We start from the raw sequence: 15,159 nt of genomic DNA on the forward strand, positions 1-15,159 counted from the left end.
AGTTTTATAAAAAGCCTTAATTAGAATGACAGTTCCTGGTAAAACAAAGTCTGACTGAAAAGATGCTCAATATTTTCTGGTAAATCTGGTTTTGCAATCAAATAACCCTGAACTTCATCGCAATGTAAGTGTTTTAGAGCTATTAATTGCTGTTTTGTTTCAACACCTTCTGCGATTACCTTAAGATTTAAAATTTTTGATAGATTTATTATGGTTCTTAGAATCTCGAAGTTGCTTTTCTCAAACATTTCTCTAATAAAAGCTATATCTATCTTGATACCGCTTAAAGGTATCTCTTTTAAATAAGACAAAGATGAGTATCCTGTGCCAAAATCGTCTATAAAGATTTTTATGCCATTTTCGTTTAATTTAGTGAGTTTATCCAAGTGTTTAATAAGCGTGCTTTCTGTTATTTCTATTTCTATCAAGCTTTTATCAATTTTAGAATTTTCTATTAATTCAATTACGTTTTCTACAAAGTTTGAATCATCCAATTGAACAGGCGAAACATTAACACCAATTTGTATATAAAACCCTTTTTTTTGCCATGTTTTAACCTGGTTTATTGATTGTTCAAAAATTTTGTAGCCAAGTTCTGTTATTAAATTTGTTTCTTCTAGTAGCGGGATGAATTCATTTGGCAAAACAATACCGTTTTTTGAGTTCCATCTAAGTAAAGCTTCTACAGAATGTATATGTAAATCATTCAAAGATAATTTTGGCTGATAAAAAAGTATAAATTCATTGTTTTTTATAGCATTTTTGAGTTTGCTTTGAAGCTGAAGTTTTGCCTGGATCAGTATATTTGAGTCTTCTTGATAAAAGCTTAAAAACAGATTTTTCTTTTTTGCATCAACAAGAGCTATTTCAGCGTTTGTTATGAGTTTTTCCTGCGTATCTGCGTCTGTTGGGTAAATGCTAACTCCTATTGTAAATCCAAGATTCATATCTATATCAAAAGATAAAGATTCTATTTTTTCTTCGATAGATTTTGCGATATGTAAAATTTCATCTTTATTTGATGTGCTTAAGATAAAGCCAAATTCGTCACTACCGGTTCTTGCTGCATAATAGATTTTGTCCACTTCCAGGATTGCTTTAGCGACATTTTTAATTATACTGTCTCCTTTTATATAACCATATTTGTTGTTTATAGCTGTGAAATTGTTGATATCGCAGATAATAACAGAAAAATTTTTTTTATGTTTTATAAAAGACTCAATTGTATACCCAAACATTATCCTGTTTGGTAAATTAGTTAAAGGATCAAAAGATGACAAAAAAACAACCTTTTTCTTTTTTTCAATAAAATCTATTGCATATGCAATATCACTTGCTATTTCTTCAAATAAATTGATTTCTTTTTCGTCAAAATAATCTATTTCGTCTGAGTAGGCTTTTAAAACTTTTGAAGGACCTTGAGACTCTAAAATAGTTATAGGTACAGTTATTGATGAGTGGAAATTAGATTGTTTTGCCTGATTTCTCCATGGGCTCATTATAGGGCTTTTTTGTATATCATTGCACACAACGATTTTGTTGTTTCTAATTGCTATACCTGATGGACCACTGCCTTCTGGTTTGTCTTCTTCTATTGAAACAACGATGTTTCTTAAATACTTTTTATCCCCTGCATACGCTTTAGGTTTTATTGTTTTTGTTTTTGAGTCAACGCATCCAATCCATGCAAGCTTAAATTTGCCAAAATTAACAAGTATATTGCATACTTCTTCAAATAATACATCTACATCCTGTATGCGAACAACCAGATTGTTTATTCTTGATAGTACTTCATAGAGTCTATTTAGCCTGATTAGAAGCTTTTCATTTTCAATACGTTTTGTTATATCTCTAAAAACTACAACCATTGCAGATTCATTTAGCATATTAACGCTTGCTTCAAGCATGAGAGGCTCGTTTTTTGCAGTTTTAAACTCCAAAATTTCAGTGATACCTTTTTTTTGTTTAACAAACTTTTTAAATAATTCTTGATAGTAATCTTTTTTATTTTCTTGAGCAAAATTTAATATATCCTGATTAACTATATTTTTTGTTTTTAAAATATATTCAATAGATTTATTTGAAGAAAGTATTTTACGCGTATTTGTATCTATAACCAAAACGCCATCGTAGAGTTTATCAAAAATTGATTTTATTTCTTCCAGTTTAAGTTGAGTTTTTGAAACGCATTGCCTTGATATGGATAAACTTTCCTGTAAGACTGCTTTTAGTAAATTGTTTTCAAGTTGTTCTATGTTTTCAACCTTATGATCCAAAAAAACACCATGTGCAAAATCCAAAAATTCATTTACAAAACTCAAAAAATTTGCCGGATTGTCAAAAGAATCTAAATCAATTGTTTTGAGCTTATTTTTTATATATTTTCTTAGAATTTCTTTAGTTTTTTCATTGACATTTTTATTTTGAATTGTTTCACAGATATTGTAAAGTCTATTTAGTATCTCTTTATTAATATCTTTTAAATTAGAATCAAAGTAATTATTTGTCATTTAAAACTCTTAAACTATTTTTATATGTAATCTGAGCTATTTCTTGTGGTGGTAATTTTAGTAAATTGCTAAGTTCAAAAAGCGTATATTGTAGAAAGGATGGTTCGTTTGTGTGCCCGCGTTTTGGAACAGGTGCAAGATAAGGTGAATCTGTTTCTAATACCATATTTTTTAGCGGTACATACTTTATATTTTTTCTAATAAGTGAATTTTTGAATGTTACAATACCACCTATTCCCAATAGGTAATTACGATCTAAAGCAAGTTTTAAAAGATCAATGTCTCCGCTAAAGCAATGAATAATGGCTTTTAAATCTAATTTTGAACTTAGTATATCAATGCTGTCAGAAACTGCATCCCTTATGTGAATTGATACCCATTTATTGTGAAAGATTGCAAAGTCAAGTAAACTTGAAAATAGTATTTTTTGAGTTTCTTTAGGAGCGTAGTTATAAAAGTAATCCAAGCCAATCTCTCCTATGCCTATACATTTTTCATCTTTCAGGTAACTTTCTATGATATCTAAATCGCCGATTTTGAACTCGCCTGCATAATGAGGATGAATCCCGGCAAAAAAGTATAAATTTTCATATTTATGTGTTAGTTTACATGCTTTTTCTATATCACTGATATATGATGTAGCAAGAAAAACTTTTTCAACAATACCAAATCTTTGAATAACTTCATCTATTATATTATCAAATTCTTTTGATTGAAGATGGGCATGTGTATCTATGATTTTCATAAATCGACAAATCTTAGGCTTGTTAGTGTATGTTCCCTTATGCTTTTTATATTGGGTAGGTCTATTATTGTTTTGCCACCTTGAACTACATACTCAAGGATATCTTGCATGGATCCGCCACAAGAACATTCTTGGGTTTTGATAGTGTATGGCACTACTTTATCGCTAAAGCATTTTTTGCATCTAAAAAGGCTTTTTGATCCGGAATTTTTGCCTTTTTTTGCGATTGGTTTGCCTTCAATTTCTATAATATCCATAGAAAAATCAATTGTAGACGCACTTGATATGCTTGTGCCAACACCAAAACCATCCACAACATCAACAAGTGGCTCGATGGTTTCTTCGTCAAGCCCACCGCTTGCAAATATTTTTACATTATCTGCGCCTCTTAAAGATAATTCCCAGCGGATTTCTTCAATAATGGCTTTGAGGTTTCCCCTTCTTGAGTTTGGCGTATCAAGTCTAATGCCTGATAATTTTTTGCCAAGCGCTTCAAAAACCCTTAACGTTTCAAATTTTTCATCTCCAAATGTGTCAATTAGTATAATTCTTGGCACATTGCTATCCATTGTTTCGTCAAAGTATTGAGCTGCACTAACTGTATCGCCAGAAAGCAAAACGAGAGAATGCGGTATTGTCCCGCTTGGTTGTATGTTTAATGTGTTTGCAGCCAATACTGTAGAAACTCCATCACATCCGCCAATATACGCAGCTCGCTCAATTGCTACAGCAATAGCAGGATGCATTCTTCTTGCACCAAACGATAAAAGTTGTTTATCTTTAACCAATTTTCTAAGTCTTGCAGCTTTTGTAGCTACACCAGATTCTTGACATAAAAAGCCCAAAATTGCCGTTTCAAATTTTGCAAATTCACTATATAGACCCTCAATTTCAAGCACTGGTTCGTTTTCTCTAAAAATACTGCCTTCTTTAATAGCACGAATATTTAAATTTTTACCTTCAAGCAATTCCAAAACTTCTTCTAATCCAACAAAAATTCCCCATTTATAATTTTTTGGCAATTTTTTTACGCTAATTTCAGCTTTTACTTTTTTATCCAGACCCTTTACTTTAAGTGTATAAACAGTCCTATCAAAGTATACATCTGTTACTTTTGCATTTAATATATCTTCTTTTGTTGAAATGAACAATTTTTACCCCCCTAATCTACAAACGCATTTAATATTAAGCCTATTATACTCATTATTATTGAGCCTGCAAGAGCACTAAAAAAACTTTCAACAACAAAACCTTTTACAATGTATGAGGCAAGGTAAAAAAGTAAAGCATTGATAATAAGCGTAAATAAACCAAGTGTTAAAATATTAATGGGAAGCGTCAAAATTATCAAAAATGGTCGTATGAATGTATTTAATAATCCAATTACCAAGCTTGCTGCAATTAGCGAAAATACACCTTCAACACGTAAACCTTTGACAATCATTACACTAATACCTAAAGCAATAGAATTAATTACCCACTTAATTATGAATATCATTTTACCTCCAAAAAACGGTTAATTGTAGAAAGCACCACTGAGTTTTTCTTTAATGCTTCAATGATTTTTACATAATAAAGTTCTTGAAGCCAAACAGGTGCCTTTAAGTCAGTTTTTTCTATCCATGCCCATGCTTCAAACTCAAGACCATATATACTTTGTTTAATCAAAACACACTTTGGCGAGTATGTTTCATTGTCTAAAATATAATCTTGTTTCTTTAGTTCTTCAATAACAATTTCTTTAACTTTTTCAATATCTGAATTTATATCCACGATAAATGGTATTTTCAATTTTATAGCACCAAATGAATAAGTAAAATTTATAACTTTGGACTTTATAAAGTAAGAGTTTGGCACGATAATATCCGTATTATCGTAAGCTCTAATAATTGTAGATCTTAATTTAGTTTCTATAACAACACCAGATATGTTGTTTTCTGGTATATTTATTATGTCTCCTGGTTTAACTAGCTGCTCAAATATGATTATGATACCAGAAACCATGTTGTTGGCAATATTTTGCAGTCCAAATCCCAAACCAACGCTTAGCGCGCCTGCAATTAAAGCTATGGTAGATGCATTGACGCCTATAAATGTTAATGATATGGCCAAAATCACTATTACGATAATATATGATCCAAGTGTTTTTAAAATTTGAATATTTGCTTCACCTATGGATTGGCGAAGTTTAAGCTTTTCCAGGCTTTTTTTGTAATGCTTATCAAGCAAAAATCCTAAAAACAATAAGATGATTATTTTAAGTATCAATGATAAAGATAGATCAATTCCTTTGTACTCAAAGAATGAGTAATTTAATACATGTGAAACCTGTATGCCTATGTTTTTGAGAGATTTTGCAGCTTTGTTTAATGCATATATTGAGGGATTTTGTATATGCAGTAATATTTTTCTAATTGTATTGAGTTTATTTTCCAGTAAGCTTAAGTTTTGCTTGTATGTCATTAAATCAAGTAATGTTTGCTTAAAATACACAAAATAAGAAACTTGAGAGTTAGCTGTATAATTTGGTGGAGAGTAGTTGGTTATGAACTGAATGTTTGTATCAATTGAATTTTCAATTTTTTGTATTTCTTTTTGGATTTGTGTGTATACAGCTACAGTATGTGTAGAGTTTTTATTTTCTATAATTTCTATCAAATAACGCCTGATTTTTAGATCAATTATTGATATTGCTATGCCAAACAATTGATTTTCATTGTAGAGTTTTTGATTTTCTAATTGGGCAAGCCTGTTTTGCAGGTATGTAGAGCTAGTAGAAGAATGCATTATTTGAGATACTAAAAGCTGTATTTGAGTATCAAGCTGTATATTTTGAGAAACTATATTGTCTTGCATTTCATCGTAGTATTTTTCTTGTGACTTGATTTTTTCATTTATATTTTTTAAAGCGTACTTGTCCAGAGCAATTTTATGCGTTATACTATTCATTGATTTGTATGAGTCATTTAGGAATTGATTTATATTGTCTATACTTTTTTTAGCCTGGTCAAGTTTTGCCTGTGTAATTTTATAGCGCAAATCTAAAAGTTCTTCGTCAAGCGTATTTTTTTGAATTGATAAAAATTCTTCGTTTAAAATTTTCTTTCTTTCACTTAAGTGTTGTATTGTTTTTTCTAAGCTATTTATTGTGTTGCTAAGGTTTGTTAAATAGTCAACAAAATTATTGAATTCATCAAAGTAAATGACTTTGGCTTTTAATAGACGATCCAGCTTTTCTTTGTTTTGAACCTTTGGTTTTGTTGAGTAAAGACTCTTTAGTTCTCTTAAAAGATCGATTTTTACATAAAGCTTATCCAATGTTTCTGGATCTTTTGTTTTGCTTATTTGGTTATAGGTTTGCTGTTCCATTTTGTTTATTGCAGCAATATTATCTGAGGACTTTTGTATTAAGCCAAATGAGTGTGAATTTATAGTTACCGTAAAGAATATTGCTAATATAAGTATTTTTAAGAAACTCATATAAAACTTATATATGAAAAACTTTTATGTGTCAATACTATTGACTTTTTGGAAGTTTTTATTACCTTATAGCAAGTGGTAGAAATGTTGAAATTCGGTGCGCTTGTACTGTGTGGAGGTAAATCCAGACGGATTGGCAAAAACAAAGCTTACCTATTAAAAGATAATGAGCCATTTATAAGTATAATTGTTAATAAATTATCAGAGATTTTTGAAGAAGTGGTTATTGCTGTTGACGAAACTCAAAAATATACACAAATTATAAACAATAGGGTAAAAGTAGTGGAGGATAAAAGAAATTATTATGGACCTATTGAGGGTTTGAGACAGGGTTTAAAAATATCGCAAAAAGATTACATTTTTGTATGTGGGTGCGATATGCCAAACATTTCAAAAGACTGCATAATTGAACTAGCAGCTTATGTAGACTATTCATATGAGTGCATATTACCTTTTTTAGAAAAACCTCAGGTTTTACATGGTTTTTACAGTAAATCATTATATACCAAAATTGAATCCGGTAATTATTTTAGTATAAAAGGACTTTTGGATGATGTTAAAGTTAAGTATGTATCAAAATTCAATTGTAATATAAAAGAATCGGTTATAAATATAAATACAAAAGAAGATTACATTAAGTTTTTAGGAGGAGCAAATGGATAAAACATCAAGTGATGAAATTTTTTCAAGCAGCCTTTTGGAAGAAGGCAAGAAAAAGGGCTACCTAACTTATGATGATATAAATAAACTTTTGCCAGATGAGATTAACATCGAAGAAATTGATGATTTAATGGATAAGTGCGATGATTTAAATATTGATATCTTGGAAAGTGATGCAGACGCAAAAAAATTAAGCACAATAGTAAAAGAAGAAGAGCTTTTAGAAGAAGATACTGAAATCAAAAGTGCTATAAAAATGTATTTTTCAGAAATGGGAACCATAGATTTACTCGATAGAGATGAGGAAATTGAACTTGCAAAAAAAATTATTGACGAAAAAAATATATTGCTTGAAACCCTTATAGAAGTGCCATTTTTTAGTGCGGCTTTGGATGAGTTAATATACAATGTAAGCAACAACATTATAAAGCTTAAAAATATATCAAATGCTCTTGATAGCTCTTTTGATGATGTAAAACAAGAAGATGAAGAAGATTTTACAACAAAACAAAAATTTTTGATTGTTTTCTCAGAAATAAAAGAGACACTTAATTTGTATAAAAAAGAAAATAAACCGGAATACAAAGAAAAAATTATCCGCAACCTTACTGAAGTTTCTCTAAATGATACCTGTATTGGAAATATGATAGAAAGTTTTAAACAAAAGGCTTATAAGTTAGAGCAGGTCCCAGAAAAAGATAAAATTTTTGACCAGATAAATAAGCTTGAAAAAAGCAAGCTTGTAATTGAAAATGCAAAACAAAGGATGATAAAAGCAAATTTGAGGCTTGTTGTATCTATTGCCAAAAAATATTTAAGCAGGGGTTTGTCATTTTTGGATCTTATCCAGGAAGGAAATATAGGACTTATGAAAGCTGTAGATAAATTTGATTATAAAAGAGGCTTTAAGTTTTCTACCTACGCTACATGGTGGATCAGACAATCAATATCTCGAGCTATTGCAGATCAAGCCCGAACCATTCGTATCCCTGTTCATATGATAGAGACAATAAACAAGATTGTAAGAGCTTCAAAATTGCTTGTACAGGAAAACGGTAGAGAACCAACCGTACAGGAATTGTCAGAAACCCTTAATGTGCCTGTGGAAAAAATAAAAAATATTTTAAAAATTGTAAAAGAACCTATATCACTGGAGACACCAATTGGCGATGAAGAAGATACAAGACTGGAGGATTTCATAGAAGATAAAAATGCAGCTTCCCCGCTTGATGCTGTGATCGAAGCTGATCTTTCAGAAAAAATAGAAGCTGTGCTTGCTACACTTAATGAAAGGGAACAGAAGGTATTGCGTATGAGATTTGGAATAACTACAGGTTTTGATCATACACTTGAAGAAGTTGGCAAAGTTCTTGGGGTAACACGTGAACGTGTAAGACAAATTGAAGCAAAAGCAATCAAAAAATTGAGGCATCCAAAACGCTCTAAAGCACTTGTGAGCTTTATTGAATGAGGCTTAATAGGTATTTGGCAGCCTGCGGGTTGGGTTCTAGGAGAAAGACTGAAGAATTAATTAAAAATGGTCTCATAAGCGTAAATGGAGAGATTGTAAGAGATTTTATAGATATTGATCCGCAAAGCGAAAATGTCTTATATAAAGGCAAACCTATAAAACCGCAAGGCAAATTATATTTTGCCTTTTACAAGCCTCCTTTTGTTATATCAAGCCTTAAAGATGGGACACACAGGTGTATAGGAGATTTTTTTGGTCATTTAGACATAAGGGTTTTTCCGGTTGGGAGGCTTGATTACTTATCAGAAGGTTTGATTTTTGTAACCAATGATGGATTATTTGCTAATAAGGTTACTCATCCTTCAAAAAAGGTTAAAAAGACTTATCTAATAAAAACAAAAAAACAAATAGAAAGTAAACTATTAAATGAACTTTCAAAAGGGACAATACTTGAAGATGGATTTTTTAAACCATTATTTATTTCTTTTACAGAAAATAAATTGTGGATAAAGCTTGTAATGGATTCTGGGAGGAATAGGGTTATAAGAAGGTTTTTTAAAAAATTTGATATTGGAATTGATGTTTTAAAAAGAATATCAATTGGTGGTATTAAATTAGGAAATTTAGCTCCAGGGGAGTATAGATTATTGGAAGAAAGTGAAATATTGCAATTGACACAAAGCAAATGATAGTATAAAATTCACACGAATTATAACTTTCCAATATGGAGGTGTGGTGTATGACTAATTGGTTTATTGCGTTTATTGCATTGGTGCTTTTGTTTGTAATATTTGCCGGTATGGTTATAGCCGCTAAATACCTTGCGCCACGTGAGTATGATAAGGAAAAGTATGATCTTTATGAGTGTGGTGCGCCTATGGTGAGTGAATTCAGGTATTTTAATATTCGCTTTTATATTATTGCGATTATGTTTACACTTTTCGATATTGAAGCGATTTTTATGTATCCATGGGCAGTATATTTTGAAGAATTAGGTATTTTGGGTGTTATTGAGATGGGTTTGTTTATTATTATGGTATTTGTTGGATGGATTTATGCTTATAAGAAAGGAGCGCTTGTATGGGAATAGAGAATGCCTGGATTACTACAAAACTGGATAAGTTGGTTAGCTGGGGTAGGTATTCATCTTTTTGGCCTGTAACATTTGGTTTGGCATGCTGTGCTATCGAAATGATGGCAACAGGAGCTTCACGATTCGACTTAGATAGATTTGGTGTGGTGTTTAGAGCATCGCCAAGACATTCAGACGTTATGATAGTAGCGGGTACTCTTACAAAAAAAATGGCAATAGCCGCACGCAAAGTTTATGACCAGATGCCAAGGCCAAAGTGGGTTATATCAATGGGTAGCTGTGCAAATACAGGTGGTATGTTTGATTCTTACAGCGTTGTGCAAGGTGTTGATACAATAATACCAGTTGATGTATATGTACCGGGGTGCCCTCCAAGGCCAGAAAGTTTATTATACGGTATAATGAAATTACAGGAAAAGATTAAGAAAGAAGGGTCGATGAATACATAATAAGGAGTTAGCAATGGATGGTCAAAGCGTTGTAGAGTTGGTTAAGGGTAAGTTTGGTGATGGTGTTTTGGAAGCAAGTGAGTTTAGAGGCGAGTACAGCATCCTTGTTTCAAGTAATATTGCTCACGAATGTCTAAAATATTTGCATGATGAGTTGAATTTTGAGTATCTAGTATTTGTTACTGCTGTAGATTTTGGCATTGATGCTGAATATAGATTTCAAGTAGTTTATGAACTCAGATCTCTTTTACATAAGCTTCAGATACGTGTAAAAACCAATATAAAAGAAAATCAAGATATAGAAAGTGTTGTGGATATTTATAAATCTGCTACATGGGACGAAAGGGAAACCTATGATATGTTTGGTATAATATTTAGAAATCATCCGGATTTAAGAAGAATTTTAATGCCTCAGGATTGGACAGGATATCCATTAAGAAAGGATTACCCTCTAAAAGGCAGACCAGAAGACGATGATTGGCTGGATAAGCATTTACCGCTTGGTCAACTAAAAAGGCCAAGGCATACAAGAAAGCCTTTTAGTTTAGTCCAAAAATAGGAGTTTAAAATGAACAAAACTTATGTTGTTGAAAACGAAAGAGAAGTCATTGTAAATATGGGGCCACAACACCCATCAACACACGGTGTTTTGAGGTTTGTTGTAAAACTTGATGGTGAAAAAATCGTTGAATCAGATCCTGATGTAGGATACTTACACCGTGGTTTTGAAAAATTTGCCGAAAACATGACATATCAACAATTCATGCCATTTACTGACAGACTTGATTATTTAGCTTCAATGAACAATAACTTTGCCTATGCAATGGCTGTGGAAAAATTGCTTGGTATAAGCAGCCAGATTCCAAAAAGAGCTGAATACATCCGTGTAATCATGGCTGAGCTTGGAAGGATTGCGTCGCATTTGGTTTGGCTTGCTACACATGCTTTGGATATTGGCGCTATGACAGTATTTTTATATTGTTTTAGAGAAAGAGAGTATATACTTGATATGTATGAGATGGCATGTGGCAACAGGCTTACTTATAATTATATAAGAATAGGTGGAGTTGCACGTGATTTGCCAGATGGATTTTTAGACAAATTAAAAGAATTTGTAAAACTTTTTCCTTCAAAAGTAAAAGAATACCACACTTTGCTTTCAAAAAATAGAATATGGCTTAAGCGTACAAAAGGTATCGGTTACATTTCGAAACAGGATGCTATTAACTGGGGAATTGCAGGCCCTTGCACAAGGGGTTCCGGTATTGATTGGGATTTAAGGCGTGATATGCCATACTCAGTTTATCCTGAGCTGGATTTTGAGATACCAGTTTATCATAATTGCGACGTATACGATCGCTACCTTGTGCGTATGGACGAAATGATTCAGTCCAATAGGATTTTAGAGCAATGTATAGAAAAAATTCCAGATGGACCTGTAATGATGAAAGATAGCCCATATGTATGGGATCCAAAAGAAGACATAATGAAAAAAAATTATGCTTTAATGAAACATTTTGTAAAGGTTGTTCAAGGCATTAAGGCACCGCCTGGAGAGACTTATTTTGGCGCTGAAAACCCCAAAGGTGAATTAGGATTTTACATTTACTCCAATGGTGAAGGTGTGCCTTATAGGATGAAAATCAGATCACCATCTTTTATAAACTTAAGTGCCATGCCAGTTATGTTAAAGGGGCATTATATTGCGGATATTATCTCGGTAATCGGCAGTTTGGATTTTGTTTTTGGTGAATGCGATAGATAGAGGTGAATTATGGAAAAAAAAGTTAAGATTAAAATAAACGGAAAAGAGTTTGAAGTGGATAGTGAAAAAAGTATTTTGCAATCAGCAAGAGAAAATGGCATCTATATACCAGCTATTTGCTATTCTGATAGGTTTGGTGCCATTGGTGCCTGCAGAATATGCGCAGTTGAGATTGTTGGTATGAAAAAACCCATGCTATCATGTGCAGCAAAGGTAAAAGATGGTATGGAGGTTATAACTAACTCTCCTGCACTGGACCAGCTAAGAAGAGAGATAATTTATGAGTGGGACACATTTCATCCGCTTCAATGCGGTGTCTGCGATAAAAGTGGTGAGTGTGAGCTTCAAAATATAAATTACGAATTTAATATAACAGAAAACCCAAAAGAGGCTCAAACAGACCCGCTTAGCATACCTCGAGGCACAATACACTATGAATGGAAGATTATCCATCATGATGCAAATCTTTGTATTCAATGTAGAAGGTGCGTGGCAGTATGCGACAAGGTGGTTAATTTTGGTATTTTAGCTTTGGTAAAAAAAGATGGGGATAGAAAAGAGATTGATACAAAAGATGGTAAACCTTTAGATTGCGAGTTTTGTGGTCAATGTGTGAGTGTCTGCCCAACTGGTGCAATGTCTAGCAAGTTATTTAAATACAAAGCCAGAGCATGGGAAATGGAAAAGGTTCCCACAACTTGCGGTTTTTGTTCTTCTGGGTGCCAGATGGATTTAAATGTTAAAAATAATGAGATCCTAAGAGTAACAAGCGAAGAATATACTCCGAATATGGCAAACCTTTGCAATTTGGGCAGGTTTAATTATTCTGTTAGCAAATCAGATAGGCTTATTAAGGATTACTCATTAAATTCAAAAACACTAAATCAGGAAGCAATGTTATTAGAATTATCTCAAATTTTAAAAAATACACCAAAAGAGAAAATTTTTGGTATAAGTGGCGCAAGAGAAACGCACGAAGACAATCTTGCATTTAAAATGTTTTTTAATAATACATTGTCAAGTAACAACATAGATAGTCTATCGTCTACTCATATAGGTAAATTGTATAAGTACTTGCCTCAAAGTGTAAATACACTTTATGATTTTTCAGATATTTCTGATGCTAACCTTATAATATGTTTTGGCGGAGATATTGCAAACGAGATGCCACGTATTGACTGGTCTATAACAAGGGGTGCAAAATTACTTAAAACTTCAAAAGTGATAAGTGCTTACTGGAAAGATACAAAGATTGATACGCTTGGTTCTATACCGCTAAGGTATGAACCCGGAAGAGAACTTGACTTTTTAACTTCTTTTGCGTTCGCATTAAAATCAGAAGGTTATGGTGCAGGGCTTGATGGTATTGATGGTCTTACAGGTAGCGAATTTGATGTTTCAAGTATAATCGAAGAAGTTAAAAAAGCTTCAAACATAGCTTTTATTGTGTGTCAAGAAGCGCTTGAGCGTTCAAATGGTGAAGAAATTGCAAAAGCTGTTTCCAATATCGCTCTTTTACTTAAAGATAAGGTAAAAGTTTATGCATCAAGTAAATACAATAATGCATTTGGTTCTTTGTACAATAATTATGGCTCATCTAGTGAATTTAGCATCCAAAGACTGCTTGAATTTGCAAAAGAAGGTAAAATTGAAACATTAATATTGCTTAATGCAGATTTGTTTAGTTTTTTGAGCGATAACGAGGCTAAAATAGTCAGAGATACTGTAAAAAATATAGTTTTATTTGATACTTTTGAAAGCAAAACTTCTCTTATTGCAAATGCAATTGTGCCAGTTCCTTTTTTTACCAGTCAAAGTGGTACCTTTATTAATGCAGAAGGTAGGGTAAATAAGATAAATAAAGCAATAGAGTGCAATGTACCTTGCGCATGGGAGTTTTTATTTAAACTATCAACTAATTTGGGATATAACCTTTCAAGCGCAAAATTACAACTAAAAGATAAGAAAATTACTCTAAATGGTCCTGCAGATAAAATTTATACAATAAATACAAATTCAAGTGTTAAAAGTGATGGTGAATTTGTATTTATAGCAAACTATTCTAAATTTAGGACTTCTGTTTACTCTGGTTATGGTGAGGGGGCTAAGCTGGCACAAAGTCAATCAGTTTTGCATATAAGCAAAGAAGATGCTCAAAGGATTGGCTTAAATGATGGTGATTTTGCTAATATTGAAGCAAATAGTTCATCAATAGTTCTTCCTGTAAAAATTGATGAACAAATGCCAAAGTCCGTTCTTGCTGCACAATTATGGTTTGAAAATACCAATCCATACAATATAACAGGAGGTTTTAATAATTTAGTAAGAGCTAACCTTACAAAAGCTCAAGGGGGATTAAAATGATAGAAGTGATAATTGGGATTGTTAAATTAATATTGCTTGTTGCAGTTTTAAGTGTGTATGTTATGTATGCTACTTGGTATGAAAGAAAAGTTATAGGGCACATGCAACAGCGTATTGGACCAAAAAGGGTTGGACCATATGGTTTGCTTCAACCTTTAGCAGATACAATTAAAAGTTTTTTTAAAGAAGATGTTATACCAGCAAGGGCAGATAAACCTCTATTTTGGTTAGCTCCTATTTTAGCGCCTACTTTTCCATTTGCTGCTGCAGCTGCTATACCGTTTTTTCCGCCAATTGAGCTTTCAAATGGTACAATGTTTTACTTTAGTGTATTTCATTCCAATGTAGACCTGCTATACATTCTGGCTATGATGGGTTTATCTAGTTTTGGTGTTATGCTTGCAGGTATTGCATCAGGTGGCAATAAATATTCATATTTTGGGGCTCAGCGTGAGATAGCTCAAGTTGTTAGCTACGAAATAATTTTAGCGCTTGCATTACTAAATCCAATACTTATGGTTCAATCGTTGAATTTAACAGAATTTGTTACATTCCAACAACAGCATTTATGGTTGATTTTCTATCAGCCTTTTGCATTTGTAGCATTTGTAATTGCAATGGT

Annotated in this window: 14 protein-coding genes; 9 read left to right on the forward strand and 5 right to left on the reverse strand. The window is 32.3% G+C overall.

The features are described 5' to 3' along the window. Positions 1-20: 20 nt before the first annotated feature. Genes Q0C22_RS06990 through Q0C22_RS07010 form a run of 5 tightly spaced genes read right to left on the reverse strand, consistent with a single transcriptional unit; the run spans position 21 to position 6,735 of the window. A complete protein-coding gene (locus Q0C22_RS06990; RefSeq protein ID WP_291493153.1) occupies positions 21-2,510 on the reverse strand; it encodes a GGDEF domain-containing protein in 2,490 nt (829 codons plus the stop codon). Continuing rightward, positions 2,500-3,255 (reverse strand): TatD family hydrolase, encoded by a 756-nt coding sequence (locus Q0C22_RS06995; RefSeq protein ID WP_291493155.1) that lies wholly within the window; start codon positions 3,253-3,255, stop codon positions 2,500-2,502. Before Q0C22_RS06995 ends, Q0C22_RS06990 begins: the two co-directional genes overlap by 11 nt. After that, positions 3,252-4,406, reverse strand: coding sequence for a nicotinate phosphoribosyltransferase (locus Q0C22_RS07000; RefSeq protein ID WP_291493157.1), 1,155 nt, complete (start codon positions 4,404-4,406; stop codon positions 3,252-3,254). Before Q0C22_RS07000 ends, Q0C22_RS06995 begins: the two co-directional genes overlap by 4 nt. 11 nt (positions 4,407-4,417) lie before the next feature. Next, positions 4,418-4,753 carry a phage holin family protein gene (locus tag Q0C22_RS07005; RefSeq protein WP_025391342.1) on the reverse strand — a complete coding sequence of 112 codons (336 nt, stop codon included), beginning with the start codon at positions 4,751-4,753 and terminating at the stop codon, positions 4,418-4,420. Next, entirely contained in the window at positions 4,750-6,735 is a 1,986-nt protein-coding gene (locus tag Q0C22_RS07010; protein ID WP_291493159.1) for a mechanosensitive ion channel domain-containing protein, read from the reverse strand. The genes Q0C22_RS07005 and Q0C22_RS07010 overlap by 4 nt, the downstream gene beginning before the upstream one ends. Positions 6,736-6,819: 84 nt before the next feature. Here Q0C22_RS07010 and Q0C22_RS07015 point away from each other — a divergent pair, with 84 nt between their 5' ends. The 9 genes from Q0C22_RS07015 to Q0C22_RS07055 form a co-directional block, all read left to right on the forward strand. Then, positions 6,820-7,398 (forward strand): molybdenum cofactor guanylyltransferase, encoded by a 579-nt coding sequence (locus Q0C22_RS07015; protein ID WP_291493161.1) that lies wholly within the window; start codon positions 6,820-6,822, stop codon positions 7,396-7,398. Next, the gene (gene rpoD / locus Q0C22_RS07020; RefSeq protein ID WP_291493163.1) at positions 7,391-8,866 is read left to right on the forward strand and encodes an RNA polymerase sigma factor RpoD; all 1,476 of its coding nucleotides are present in this window, start codon (positions 7,391-7,393) and stop codon (positions 8,864-8,866) included. Before Q0C22_RS07015 ends, rpoD begins: the two co-directional genes overlap by 8 nt. Then, positions 8,863-9,555, forward strand: a complete 693-nt coding sequence (locus Q0C22_RS07025; protein ID WP_291493165.1) for a pseudouridine synthase — start codon at positions 8,863-8,865, stop codon at positions 9,553-9,555. Before rpoD ends, Q0C22_RS07025 begins: the two co-directional genes overlap by 4 nt. A gap of 50 nt (positions 9,556-9,605) precedes the next feature. After that, positions 9,606-9,956 (forward strand): NADH-quinone oxidoreductase subunit A, encoded by a 351-nt coding sequence (locus tag Q0C22_RS07030; protein ID WP_291493173.1) that lies wholly within the window; start codon positions 9,606-9,608, stop codon positions 9,954-9,956. Further along, complete coding sequence (locus Q0C22_RS07035) at positions 9,947-10,408, forward strand: NADH-quinone oxidoreductase subunit B (RefSeq protein ID WP_025391348.1); 462 nt, start codon at positions 9,947-9,949, stop codon at positions 10,406-10,408. Before Q0C22_RS07030 ends, Q0C22_RS07035 begins: the two co-directional genes overlap by 10 nt. A 13-nt stretch (positions 10,409-10,421) precedes the next feature. Next, positions 10,422-10,967, forward strand: coding sequence for an NADH-quinone oxidoreductase subunit C (locus tag Q0C22_RS07040; RefSeq protein WP_025391349.1), 546 nt, complete (start codon positions 10,422-10,424; stop codon positions 10,965-10,967). A gap of 9 nt (positions 10,968-10,976) precedes the next feature. Beyond that, positions 10,977-12,173 (forward strand): NADH dehydrogenase (quinone) subunit D, encoded by a 1,197-nt coding sequence (gene nuoD, locus Q0C22_RS07045; RefSeq protein ID WP_025391350.1) that lies wholly within the window; start codon positions 10,977-10,979, stop codon positions 12,171-12,173. Between the two features lie 9 nt (positions 12,174-12,182). Next, a complete protein-coding gene (locus Q0C22_RS07050; protein WP_291493178.1) occupies positions 12,183-14,537 on the forward strand; it encodes a 2Fe-2S iron-sulfur cluster-binding protein in 2,355 nt (784 codons plus the stop codon). Then, positions 14,534-15,159: complex I subunit 1 family protein (locus Q0C22_RS07055; RefSeq protein WP_291493180.1), on the forward strand; the 626-nt coding region annotated here is incomplete at its 3' end. The genes Q0C22_RS07050 and Q0C22_RS07055, both read left to right, overlap by 4 nt.

It is taken from the genome of Desulfurella sp., assembly GCF_023256235.1.
Taxonomy (GTDB): Bacteria; Campylobacterota_A; Desulfurellia; order Desulfurellales; family Desulfurellaceae; genus Desulfurella.

What these genes read in the sequence shown, in the direction of transcription:
- Q0C22_RS07010 (WP_291493159.1), bottom strand. Translation starts at nt 6,735, where the DNA reads ATGAGTTTCTTAAAAATACTTATATTAGCAATATTCTTTACGGTAACT.
- Q0C22_RS07050 (WP_291493178.1), top strand. Translation starts at nt 12,183, where the DNA reads ATGGAAAAAAAAGTTAAGATTAAAATAAACGGAAAAGAGTTTGAAGTG.
- Q0C22_RS07035 (WP_025391348.1), top strand. Translation starts at nt 9,947, where the DNA reads ATGGGAATAGAGAATGCCTGGATTACTACAAAACTGGATAAGTTGGTT.
- nuoD (WP_025391350.1), top strand. Translation starts at nt 10,977, where the DNA reads ATGAACAAAACTTATGTTGTTGAAAACGAAAGAGAAGTCATTGTAAAT.
- Q0C22_RS06995 (WP_291493155.1), bottom strand. Translation starts at nt 3,255, where the DNA reads ATGAAAATCATAGATACACATGCCCATCTTCAATCAAAAGAATTTGAT.
- Q0C22_RS07015 (WP_291493161.1), top strand. Translation starts at nt 6,820, where the DNA reads ATGTTGAAATTCGGTGCGCTTGTACTGTGTGGAGGTAAATCCAGACGG.
- Q0C22_RS07030 (WP_291493173.1), top strand. Translation starts at nt 9,606, where the DNA reads ATGACTAATTGGTTTATTGCGTTTATTGCATTGGTGCTTTTGTTTGTA.
- Q0C22_RS07025 (WP_291493165.1), top strand. Translation starts at nt 8,863, where the DNA reads ATGAGGCTTAATAGGTATTTGGCAGCCTGCGGGTTGGGTTCTAGGAGA.
- Q0C22_RS06990 (WP_291493153.1), bottom strand. Translation starts at nt 2,510, where the DNA reads ATGACAAATAATTACTTTGATTCTAATTTAAAAGATATTAATAAAGAG.
- Q0C22_RS07040 (WP_025391349.1), top strand. Translation starts at nt 10,422, where the DNA reads ATGGATGGTCAAAGCGTTGTAGAGTTGGTTAAGGGTAAGTTTGGTGAT.
- rpoD (WP_291493163.1), top strand. Translation starts at nt 7,391, where the DNA reads ATGGATAAAACATCAAGTGATGAAATTTTTTCAAGCAGCCTTTTGGAA.
- Q0C22_RS07005 (WP_025391342.1), bottom strand. Translation starts at nt 4,753, where the DNA reads ATGATATTCATAATTAAGTGGGTAATTAATTCTATTGCTTTAGGTATT.